Origin of the sequence: Sphingobacterium hungaricum, assembly GCF_015210005.1 — a bacterium.
Classification (GTDB): domain Bacteria; phylum Bacteroidota; class Bacteroidia; order Sphingobacteriales; family Sphingobacteriaceae; genus Sphingobacterium; species Sphingobacterium hungaricum.
The window spans coordinates 1,482,843-1,494,907 of the sequence record NZ_MU158698.1; the positions used below are offsets into that span (position 1 = coordinate 1,482,843).

At 40.0% G+C, this 12,065-nt stretch carries 5 protein-coding genes; all 5 read right to left on the bottom strand.

What is annotated here, in order from left to right; genetic code table 11:
* Positions 1-211: 211 nt before the first annotated feature.
* Positions 212-2,062 carry a RagB/SusD family nutrient uptake outer membrane protein gene (locus C4F49_RS09690; RefSeq protein ID WP_196935657.1) on the bottom strand — a complete coding sequence of 617 codons (1,851 nt, stop codon included), beginning with the start codon at positions 2,060-2,062 and terminating at the stop codon, positions 212-214.
* Positions 2,063-2,072: 10 nt separating this feature from the next.
* Positions 2,073-5,576 carry a SusC/RagA family TonB-linked outer membrane protein gene (locus tag C4F49_RS09695; RefSeq protein ID WP_196935658.1) on the bottom strand — a complete coding sequence of 1,168 codons (3,504 nt, stop codon included), beginning with the start codon at positions 5,574-5,576 and terminating at the stop codon, positions 2,073-2,075.
* A gap of 185 nt (positions 5,577-5,761) precedes the next feature.
* Complete coding sequence (locus tag C4F49_RS09700) at positions 5,762-6,982, bottom strand: exo-beta-N-acetylmuramidase NamZ family protein (protein WP_196935659.1); 1,221 nt, start codon at positions 6,980-6,982, stop codon at positions 5,762-5,764.
* A gap of 194 nt (positions 6,983-7,176) precedes the next feature.
* On the bottom strand, positions 7,177-8,742 hold the full coding sequence (locus tag C4F49_RS09705; protein ID WP_231388260.1) for a SusD/RagB family nutrient-binding outer membrane lipoprotein: 1,566 nt from the start codon (positions 8,740-8,742) through the stop codon (positions 7,177-7,179).
* Positions 8,743-8,745: 3 nt separating this feature from the next.
* A complete protein-coding gene (locus C4F49_RS09710; protein WP_231388261.1) occupies positions 8,746-11,880 on the bottom strand; it encodes a SusC/RagA family TonB-linked outer membrane protein in 3,135 nt (1,044 codons plus the stop codon).
* Positions 11,881-12,065 lie beyond the last annotated feature (185 nt).

The following is a 12,065-nucleotide window of genomic DNA, read 5'->3' on the forward strand; positions in this document are numbered from 1 at the left end:
ACGCTTCTACTAGATTGTTGACACGCACATCTAAACGAAACCTCTGAAAAAACAAAAATATAACAGAAAGAACAGCTAAAAAAAGCTGTTCTTTCTGTTATCGAAAAGATAAATTATACGTGGATAGTTAACGCGAATAGTGAACCGCGAAGTCTAAACTATACAAAAATCCGCCTCATTTATAGTTGAGACGGACTTAAACCCTATTTAATTATTGCCAACCCGGGTTTTGGCTTAACGTATATCCAGAATTCTGGTATTGCTGGATTTCATTTTGGCCTAGCGGCGATAAATAATTTTTGTCGGTGAATGCAGCTCTGTTCCCGAAATTTCTAACAACGTAATATCCGATAAGCTGAGCCTGATTATTGCCGTCGTAGGTGATGACCTCACCAGCAGCATTTAAAATTTTCAACCTGCCAATATAGGTTGCGGCTATTTTACCGGCAGCATCTTTAGGCAAAGCAGTTACAGCATTGATCCATGGACCCAATGAATAATCCACATGCTGAAAGTTCATGTAGTTTAATTTTTTCCAGCGGCGAATATCGCTTAAACGAGTATGTTCATACACAAATTCCATCCTACGCTCGCGGCGGATTTCCCACATCAAAGCCGATACATCCGTATCGCGAGATGGATCATTTGGAATTGATGTCAGTGTTAATGAAGCGGTCTTTGTCACGCCTTTTGCGACAGCGTCCGCATCCAATGGACGGTTCCTGATTTTGTTGATTGAGGCATCTAAATCAGTTTGCGAAACCGCAGCGTCGCCAAAATTCTCCGCTAAAATCTGCTTGGCTTCGATCCAGTTTAAAACAACTTCTGCCAAACGGATTACTGGTGCGTCGTTTGTATTGGTATTGGAACCCCACTTAGCTGGATAAGTCTTTCCGATATAGGTCAAGGCCTCTCTAGCTGCAAATTTATGCGCATAAAATAATGTTGATGATGGCGTATTTACTGTATCCATGTAAGTCGCCTCAAATCTTGGGTCACGCGTCTTAACCAAACTTTTCAACGAAAAATTATTGGCATTTACAACCGTCGAATTTTGATAAGCCTGTCCATCAGTACAAATAAAAGATTTTATTAAGTTCAAATTTGAACCTCTGGACTGCAACTCTGTTCCATTGCTGTACGAACCGACAGCATGTGTAATTTTTAATGCATCAATATAGCTTCTATAGAAAATGACTTCGGCATTTGATGCTAAATCATCTGAAGCAAATAGACTTTTAAAATCTGAGTTAAAATTCCATTTCCCGCTATCCATCACATATTTTGAAGCTTCGACAGCCAGTTCTAAATATTTTTTAGCGCGTGCCGCATCCAAGCCATGATAATGTTGCCATGAACCTTCGAAAAGCATTAGCCTAGAAATGAATGAAGCGGCAACATAGCGATTCACATAACCTCTCCCGTCATCCAAAGACATATTGGCTAGTACATATGTAAAATCTTCGTACACTTTATCCATTACTTCGCCTCTTGGCGTACGTTCTTTATACATGTTAGCTTTGTCCAAAGGATCAACACTCGCTTCAAAATACGGTACGTCACCAAAAACACTAACTAGTCGCGAATATTCAAAGCCTCTAAAAAATCTTGCTACTGCACTCCAATGATCATATTCAGCTTGAGTCATGTTTGGCTTTGCTTTATTGTCAATCCTATCGATCATAATATTTGACTTTCTAAGCCAATAAAAATTCCATGAAGGGCCAGAATATTGTGTCAGCATCGTAGGCGTTGCTGTCGAAGATCCACGAGTTATAGGAACCGTTGCTTCAAATGCCGTCTGATTTCCTTCAACAGTAAAATCATCTGCTAAATAATAGCCTGTTAAAGGCGCATAATCTACACCGAATCCGGAATTATAGCCTGGAAAATAATTTGTGTAAAAATCATTCGCATACAAGCGGACATCAGCGGCATTTCTCCAATACGCGTCATCGTTAATTTTTGTTTCATCCGGTCTTTCCAAAAAGTCTTTGCTGCAGCTGCTTACAAGTACAGAAAGCGCGAATAGTATGTATATCGATTTATTAATAATTTTCATAACAGCTTGTTTAAAAATTTAACTGAATTCCAAATGAAGCACTTTTAAAACTAGGAACGCCTACACCAGTCCGCCCTCCGTTATAACTGTTTGCCTGAAAGGACAATGGACTTCCCGTTTCACTTGTTGGATTAAAAATTGATTCCCCATCGACTCCTTCAGGATCTATAGGCAGACCTCTCAGTTTGTCCCAGGTAAAGAAATTTTCTAAGGCAACGTAGGCTCTCAGATTATCGATTTTCACTTTTGAAAGCAATTCTTTAGAAAATGAATAACCTACCGTCATATTTTTCACTCGTAAATAGGACATATCCAACAAATAACGGGATTGAACCTGCATGTTATTGTAATTTGCGTTGCCGGCGTTGCTCATTGCGGCAGGATAAAAAGCATCCTGATTCTCTGGCGTCCAATAATCGCTGACAAACGACTGCGGCATCGCGCCATCAGAAACGTGCCAGCCCGGTATTGCTAAAAATCCTGTTCCCCATACACTTCGCTGTCCGACCCCTTGAAAGAATGCCGAAATATCAAAACCTTTCCAGTCCGCAGCAAGTCTAAATCCGTAATTATAGCGAGGCGTAGAATTTCCAATTATTTTCATGTCTCCAGGATTATCAATTGTTCCGTCTCCATTATCAATCTCCCCATCTCCATTTAAATCTTTGAACTTAACATCTCCCGGCCCAAAGAAGAAATTAGCCGAATTTTGGTACCTAGATTGGTAAACTGGGTTATCGCCGCTCATTAAGTATGCTTGCCCACCTCCGCTTGTGTTGTACTTTGTCATATCTGCGGTCAAGGGGACAAGTTGCGGTTTTCCATTAGCGTCTAGAATGAAGTCGCTATATTGAAATAATCGATCGGTTTCAAATCCCCAAATATCTCCATACACTCTTCCATTGTAATTTGCGCCTAAAGTTCTCAGCGACGTATAATCACTAAAGACGGATGTTGCATCGTCTAAATTAGCGCCAAGATTTATTCCCAAACCATTTTCAAACCGGTGATTAAAATCGATGGCTATCTCAAAACCTCTCGTCGTCAACGTTCCATAATTCCCGAAAGGAGCTTCAGAACCTAGTGTCCAAGTTGTTCCTTCAAGTGGCGCAAACATGTTATTGGTTTTCTTCTCATACCAGTCGAAGGTCACACCGATTTTATTGCTAAGAAAGCGAGCGTCGACACCGAAATCTAATGTTTCAATATCTTCCCATGTTACATCATTTACGAATAGTTTAGGAGAACCAACCGAACTCGTTTGCGCACCATTGATAATCCAATTGGTCAAACCAGCATTCATATTCGACACATACAAATCCGACGGAACGGTCTGATTGCCGATTACACCCCAAGAACCTCTAAATTTCAAATTGCTCAAAACAGGTTTCGACCATTCCATAAACGATTCTTCCGAAGCTACCCATCCAGCGGATACTGAAGGAAACCATCGCCATTTCATCGAGGTAGGAAATTTCGAAGAACCATCATACCTTAAATTACCTTCAAACAGGTATTTATTTTTGAAAGCATAATTGACACGACCAAAAAAACCAAGCTGTGATTCCCAATATTCACCGCCACTTCCAGTTACTAAGCCTACAGCCAAATCGTATTGCGGATTCGTAATATCCATTAAATCCGCTTTTTGCGTCCAATGGTAGTCGCCTTGCATAGCCACACTATTTAAACCCGCAATGAATTTGAATTCGTGATCCGTGTTGATGTTTAAATTATAGGTTGTAAATGCGTTAACGGTATGTCTCGGCTCATTTTGCGAGCGCATGTAAATGTGGTCTTGAGCAGAACCGTTGGGTGTATACATGTCATATGATAAATCGTAGGCCGGTATGGCTCCTGGGTCTGTCGCCGAAACCACAGTACCTTCATTATTTACGTAAATCTGATTGCCGCTAGCATCCAACCGTGTTTTTGCGGCAGTCCACGAATTCGCAGCGGTATATCGAGTACCGTTCTTACGCCAAGAGTAATTTTCATTAGTGAAATTATAATCAACGTCCACTCTCCAATTATCCATAATCTTAATGGTTGTACCGGCATTAAGGTTGATGTAATTTCTGCGCATGGAAGCATCATTCGCCGCCATATTTTCGCTCCAAGGGCTACGGATCGGTCGGCCTAGCTCATCATTCCCCATCGGATAAAGCGAGCTCCATCGATACATGTACAACCAAGGATCGGCTGTTGTTGAGTTGGTGGCATAAGGATACGTTTTGTTGCGCTGGGCAAACATTGCTCCTGCACGAACAGTCAAATATTTATTGACCTCAGTGGAAACTCGCAACGCGCCATTGTATCGCTTGAAGCGATCTAAATCACCTGGCTTTAACATACCGCTTTGATTCAGCGAGCCAAACGAAAGCGTATAGTTCGTTTTATTAATCGTTCCATTTAAAGAAAGATTATGTGTGGACGATGGCGCCCATTCACGGATCATATAGTCGTACGGATCATATGTACGCAGTCCGTATTTCTTAGTTGGTGATGCAGGATCAACATACCAATCACGACCATATACCGTGGGATCGTCAGGGCCTAGCGAACTGCCATACTTTTTATCCCATTCAACCGCCTTTTCATAGCTTTCTCTATTGATCGTATAAAATGCTCCTGCCTCAAGCGTCCCTACGCGCTCCAAAGCATCCATCGTGTATTTCAACGCATCAATGCGACCCATTTCATAGCGTTTGAAAGGGTTCTGGAAAGAGAAATTATTCGAATAATTAATATTTATTTTTTCGCTTTTGGAGCCAGTTTTGGATGTGATTAAGATAACACCAAAAGCTGCTTTCGCACCATAGATTGATGCAGAAGCTGCGTCTTTTAATACTGTGATTGATTCCACATCATCAGGATTGACATACTGAATGCTGGGAATCTCTACATTATCCAATAAAATCAATGGATTATTGGTTCCTTGCATAGAAGATATCGCTCCGCGTATACGAATCCGAGGATCGGAACCGACCTCACCGCTCGGGACAACGACGTTCAGACCGGGTGTAGTTCCCTGAATAGCGCGTCCAATATCCGCAATTGGTCTTCCTTCGAGATTTTCCTTTACATTGATTGAAGAAACTGCACCGGTAAGATTTCCCTTTTTCTGCGTTCCGTAACCAACGACAACGACTTCTTCTAATGAATTATCTTCTAAATCAAGTGTAACATTTACAGTATTAGCGCTTATGACTACATCTTTTGCGGCATATCCTACACTGGAAAATCGGAGCGTTGAACCTAATGGCGCTACAATACTAAACTCTCCATTTTCATTTGAACTTGTAGATACGCTTTGACCAACTACAGAAATCGTCACATTTGCTAGAGGGCCATCGCGACCGACGACTTTTCCAGTGATTGCTGACTGACTGAAGTAATTTTCCGAATGGATTTTTGGGGAATTAAGATGATTATTTATGAGTATATCATATCCATAAACATCATTTTTAATCAACGAACCTAAAGCAATTGATATTAAAATAAATTTCTTCATTGTTAACTAGATTTATATATGGTGTGAAATTATTTGATTTAATATAAAATCATTTAAATTCCGCAACTAATGTAAATCAAAAATTAAACAACAGGAAATTTTTTTGCGTTTTTCTTCATTTTAGTTCGTGAAATGAGCGCAATCATGCTAAAACCGACTTTGGGTTTAATTCAATTGTAAATAGGTTAAAAATCTTTGTACAATAAATATTTGCTTCGCATCACTTTGTAATCGGCCAATTCCTTTTTCCAAGAATCTTTAATTTCACTTTCTGTTAGGCCGGCAAGAATCTGTTTTCTCAGCTCGTCCGTTCCGGCAAGCTTATCGAAAAATTCAGGGCGTGCGAAAAATTTGGATTTATCCGGCATCAGGTTGTAGAAATCCAAAATGTATTTTAATGTAAACTTCTGGTCATCTGCATTTAAACCTCTCAAATCAACTCCATAATTTTTCGCGCCTTTGCCTTCTACATGTTTTGCCATTCCTGACTTTTCACCCGGCGTAAATTCAAAAGTCCCGAAAACTGGATCTGGATAACCAATCACTTGAAATGGCCAATCCGTACCACGACCAACAGAAACATCTGTTCCCTCAAATAAACATAAAGAAGTATACAGCCTCACCGATAGGTAATTAGGCAGACTTGGAGAAGGGATTACCGGCAGTTCATAGAACATGCTATGATCGTAATTTTTAACTGGAATAACCGAAACTTTACATTGCCTGCTGTTTTCCAGCCAATTTTCCCCGTTAATCATATGCGCAAGTTCGCCAACTGTAAGGCCGTGAATCATTGCGATTTTATGGTAAGAAATATTGGATTTGAATTTATCATCTTTACGAACTGGCCCGTCGACTTGGTCACCGTTTGGATTTGGCCTGTCCAAAACGATCAATTCTTTATCATGCTTTGCACACAGCTCCATCACGCGATGCAAAGAAGTGATGTAGGTATAGAAACGTGCGCCGACATCTTGCAAATCAAAAATAAGCACATCAATGGACTGAATAATAGAATCTTGCTTTTCATTCCCGCCATACAAGGTGAAAAGCGGAAGGCCCGTCTTTTCGTCTTTTTCATTGCTGACTTTTTCTCCGCGCTCAATCTCTCCGCGAAATCCATGCTCCGGTGCGAAAGCAAATTTCAAATCAACTTTCTCGCGCAATAAAACATCCACCAAATGTTCTTTGTCTTGTCCGACAATGGAAGTTTGATTGCCCATCAATCCCACCTTTTTACCCTTGAGTAATGGCAAGTAAGCTTCCAATTGATCCGCACCTGGCAAAATAGGTTCCGCAGCAATCACTTCTTGCGACGAAACAGATTCTTTTTTATTTCCGGTATTAGCAGAACAAGCACTGAATAAAATGAACGTACCGATGATTAACGAGAAAATAGATTTCATGGTCTTGAGTTTTGTTGCGTGTTTGATTACACAACAAACATAATCAAGAATTTTGGGAAAATTCATTATTTTTAGAAAAATAATGTCTTACTGGATTTAATTTTAGGAAATTAACATCAAAAGGAAGGACAAAAAAAAGTGGCCACAGCTGATAAACCGTGGCCACAATAAATTCGCTAAGAATTAATGCTAATCTATTTTTTTACATCCCACCATATACGTTTCGTTGTATAAGTTGCGCTGATTGCATCCGCATCAGAAGCGATGATGCTTTGCAAATTGTAGTTGATTCCGTAAGAAGCAACGGCAAATCTTCTTGGCCATACATCATCTGTTGGCAAAGCCAATGTAAACACCGCTTTCGGTCTTTTTAAACCTTTGTAGATACCTGTTGCTTCATTATATTTACCTGTTGCATCTGAACAATATTCTAAACGCCTAACGTCATTAAACACTTCAGGAGAATAAGAAAGAGCAATGTATTTTTGGATCATAATCTGGCTTAACGTCAACGCATTTGCATCTTGAACGACAGACGTACTCGCTAAGAATTGAGTAATCGAAGCACTAGGAACCTCTAATATTTCCATGTGGTCTTTAATGCCATCCTTGTAAGCCGCTAAAGCAGCAGTTTTATTATTCTGATTAAATAACACCTCTGCTTTGATAAAATGCATTTCCGCACTCGTTAATAAAAGGCCTTTTGCGCCAGCATCCACATATGTAGAGCCCGTCGAAACTCCAGCGACAGGTCGTAATCCTGCGTACAAAGAAATCGTTGAACCAAATCCTGCATCAGGGATTTCATTCATGTCAACCCCTGGCGTCCTGACATTGCTCGGCAAAAAACGCGGAATTAACAAGTCAGCTCTAGGATCTTCCATGTTGGCCCCCCCAGTTGGAGCTCCGGTGTAATTATTCAGGATGTAATTGATATACACGGTTGTTAAGCGATTCGATGTATTATTCTGAAATTGAAGAGATTCCGTAACCAATGAATTGGATTCCGCACGATCTTGATATTGATATAAAGCGCTTTCTAATGCAGTTTTCGGTGCTTTATCTAATAAATCTAATATTGCTTGAGCATCATATCGATCTGTCTTCGACAAATGATTTAACAATCGAGCTTTAATCCCATAAGCCAATTTGATCCATTTTTGTGGATCGCCATCATATAAATAATCTCCCTTAGCAAGCAATGGAGCCGAAGGATTTTGTGTCTTCTGCAATTCTGCGATTGCTTCATCCAGAATCACTAAACACTTTTCATACACTAAATCCCCTTGATCATATTTCGGAGTCATGTTTCCACCCACAAAAGCTTCTTCATACGGAAGCATTCCGTACAAGTCTGAAAAAGCTGTGAATCCCCAAGCCCAAATTATTTTCCCTGCACCGATGTAATGGTATGCTCCTGTTTCCTCACCTTTTTCGATTAAATCAGGAATGTTGTTTGCTGTATAAATGTACCAAGGCTGATAAGGCCAATTCACCGCTGCCGTTGTGATGTTCCAACGTGCCAAATTCCAGTTATTGGCAGTTGTTCCAGCAATTTGCTGCGAAATTAATGCCGCACGGGTTCCACCGCTTTCATAGCCTTCTGCAAAACGAGCAATGATCGAAGGCAAACGCAAGTCAACTGTAGGAACTTTTGTATTTGGATTGTTTGGATTATCATTAACATCAAGCCATTTGTCGCAAGAACTCATCGTTAATGCACTTGCAATTACTACTATTGAAAATAACTTTTTCATCATTTCTTAGAATTTTAAATTAACACCAAACGTAAACCCTTTTGTATTGGGAACGCCGGCATAGTCAATACCAACCGAACCAGAACCTATCACACCTGCACCCGCAGCACTCGTCTCCGGATCCATTCCAGAATAATTTGTGATCAAGAATAAATTGGTTGCATTGAAATTAATTGTTGCTCCTTTAAATATTTTTGTTTTAGCCAATAAATCTGGCGAAAGGTTGTACGACAAATCAACCGATCTAAGGCGTAGCCAATTTACTTCCTCAATGAAATTGCTTGTCTTGTTGATGTAATATCGGGTATAGAATTCTTCGTTAGCTGTAATTTGCTTCGTTACATCCTCGTATTGGTTTGTCGCAGGATTTAAAGCTACACCTGTTAGCTCAACTGTATTTCCTCTACTTTCAGTTTGTTTGGCCAGGCCATACTGAGTCATCAAGACATTTGTTGCATTGAAAACATCGCCACCTTTACGGAAATCCAACAAGAACGAAAGGTTCCAATTTTTGTAGGTAAAACTGTTGTTTAAGCCACCTAAAAACTGAGGCTCTCTGTTTCCGACATGCACTGTTGCATCCTGATTTACCGTTGGCAAGCCTGTGTTCCAATTTAAGATGTATTTACCATCTTCATTTTTTGTCCAGTCTTTTCCGCTGATTGCCATAAAATCTCCGTTGTTATAGGAAGCCGCTTTTCCATCCGCAACCTGAACATCCGTTACATATAAAATGGCTAAACCTCCAGGAAGCTCTTTCACAATTCCTTTGTTATGCGATGCATTCAGCATCACATCCCATGAAAAATCTTGCTTTTTAATCGGCGAGAAATTAACCGTTAATTCAACTCCTTTATTTTGCAAAATACCGGCATTCACTGTTTGGAAAATTCCCCCCGTCGCATTATCTACACGAGGTGACAAAATCTGATCGACTGATCGGTTATTGTAATAAGTAAATTCAATTCCCAATTTATTTCTGAAGAATTTCAAATCTGTACCAAGCTCGAAGGATTCTGTGTTCTCAGGAATTAAATTTGGATTCCCCAATGTCCATGAATTCTTGTATCCACCGCCAATTGTCAATTCAACAGGATCTAAGTAAGAGTTAGTTTTATAAGGCTCTGCATCTTTACCGACACCCGCCCATGAAGCACGCAATTTACCGTAGCTTAAGATGTCATTCTTTTCAAACAGTTCCGTAAAGATAAGACTTGCGCTGTATGACATATACATAAATGAGCGGCTGTGAAGCGGCAATGTCGACGACCAGTCATTTCTAGCAGTCACGCCCACATAAGCGATGTCTCTAAAGCCAACTTTAACATCTCCGAAAACGCCTAATCTTCGAACATTACTTACATTGTCGAATGCAAATTTATCTTCTTGGTTCGCATTATTAAACGAGTAAAATCCAGGAACGACAAAATTCTGAGCTTTGATAGCTGTCGATTTGCCTTGAATATCTTCTGTCGAAGCTCCCAACAAGAAGTTCACATCCCATTGATCTGCAAATCGCTTATTCGCGTTTAACAAAAAGTTATTGGAGATAAAATTGTACTGCCTAACATTTTGCGACAGCATTCCGTTTTGATAAACTTCATTCACCGCAGATCCTGAAGAAATTTTAGAAGTGTAGGTCGAAGTGTAATTATCTACACCCAATCGGTAAGTGAAATCTAGCCAATCTGTAAATTTAGCATTGGTATAAAATGTACCTAAGAAACGATTCGTTTTATCATTTTGAGGATTCATATTGATTGTCCAGTATGGATTATCGATCGCGTTTCCTAAAACCTCTACTGGTGTACTTCCATTGGTAAACAATAGTTTCTGAGATCCGTCAACATTTTGCCAGTCTCTCATATTCACGCTTTGAGGCCATGCAATAATGGATTCCATATACCCATTTCCTCCAGAACCCCACAAACCTGTTCCGGTTAATGTTTTTGTCGTTTTACTTTCTGAATAAGCTGCCGTTGCACCGAATTTGAAAATCCCTACTTTTTGCTCTCCGTTAAAACGAAAGTTTGTACGTCCGTAATCTGTTGTCGGAACGATACCTGTTTGTTTTAAGTGTGCTCCAGACAGATAGAAATTTCCGTTGGGATTGCCGCCCGCAACATTAAAACTGTTATCATATGTATAACCCGTTTTGAAGAAATCTTCTAAATTATTGTAAACGGTTTCTCCCGGAGCAAACTCATCTCCCCAGGAAGTATATGTGGATAAATCGACACCCGCTCCATCAAGATTAGTCCCTTGCTTATATCTTTTCTGTGATTCAGGAAGTCGGTTGACCCAATTGGAACCGAATCTTGAATTTACGCCGATCGAAGCAACGCCATCTTTTCCTTTTTTAGTCGTAATTACAATCGCACCCGCCGCAGCGCGGATACCGTACAATGCAGCCGCTGTAGGGCCTTTCAATACGGAAATTGATTCAATGTCTTCTGGATTGATATCCATCGCACGGTTTCCGTTAGTAGTAGAAATATTTGTGTTGCCATCAAAAGCAGACATATCGCCCACACCGGTGGAATTGTCCATTGGCATTCCGTCAATGACAAATAAGGGCTGGTTATCGCGCTCCAACGATGTTCCTCCACGGATAATGATTGAAGCTGAAGCACCGGGCGAGCCTCCAGAATTTGTTATGTTCAAACCTGCAATCTTACCATTAAGCGAGTTGATCAGATTCGGATTTTTGTTTTTCATCAGTTCATCGCCCTTGATATCCTGAACGGCATATCCCAAACTTTTCTTTTCCCGCTGTATACCTAAAGCGGTAACTACAACTTCGTCTATGTTTGCATCGTCAGCATCGAGCGTAACGTTTAAAACATTTCCTGCAACGTTAATTTCTTTGCTGTTGTAGCCAATCGAGGTAAAACGAAGTTTGCTTCCGAGTGCTGCCGCAATCGAATAGGCGCCGTCTGTGCTGCTTTGCACACTTACATTCGTGCCGACGACATTTACAGAAACTCCAGATAGCGGACCGTTGCTATCAGACACTACACCAGAAACGGTATTTTGAGTTATTTCAGAATCTTTTTTTGCTAAGTTATTTTTTTCGGCTGCTATTGTGTTCGTTAAATAACAGAATAACATAATAAAAACCGTAATAATATGCGCTTTCATCATCTATTTTTGTTAGGTTAATGTTTTTAAAAAAATTAGGTGAGTGAGATAAAATGGAATTATCTCGAAAAAATCAATTTTAGTAGTTTTATTTCATATTAAGCTGTTTTAGTGTTACAGTTTTGGCTTCTTGTTTTACAATAGTAAAAAAATAATTTAGCTAAAGTGCAACTTTTTGCAATTTT

Excerpts from the sequence above, each read along its gene's own strand:
- C4F49_RS09690 (WP_196935657.1), bottom strand. The coding sequence starts at position 2,062 with ATGAAAATTATTAATAAATCGATATACATACTATTCGCGCTTTCTGTA.
- C4F49_RS09695 (WP_196935658.1), bottom strand. The coding sequence starts at position 5,576 with ATGAAGAAATTTATTTTAATATCAATTGCTTTAGGTTCGTTGATTAAA.
- C4F49_RS09700 (WP_196935659.1), bottom strand. The coding sequence starts at position 6,982 with ATGAAATCTATTTTCTCGTTAATCATCGGTACGTTCATTTTATTCAGT.
- C4F49_RS09705 (WP_231388260.1), bottom strand. The coding sequence starts at position 8,742 with ATGATGAAAAAGTTATTTTCAATAGTAGTAATTGCAAGTGCATTAACG.
- C4F49_RS09710 (WP_231388261.1), bottom strand. The coding sequence starts at position 11,880 with ATGAAAGCGCATATTATTACGGTTTTTATTATGTTATTCTGTTATTTA.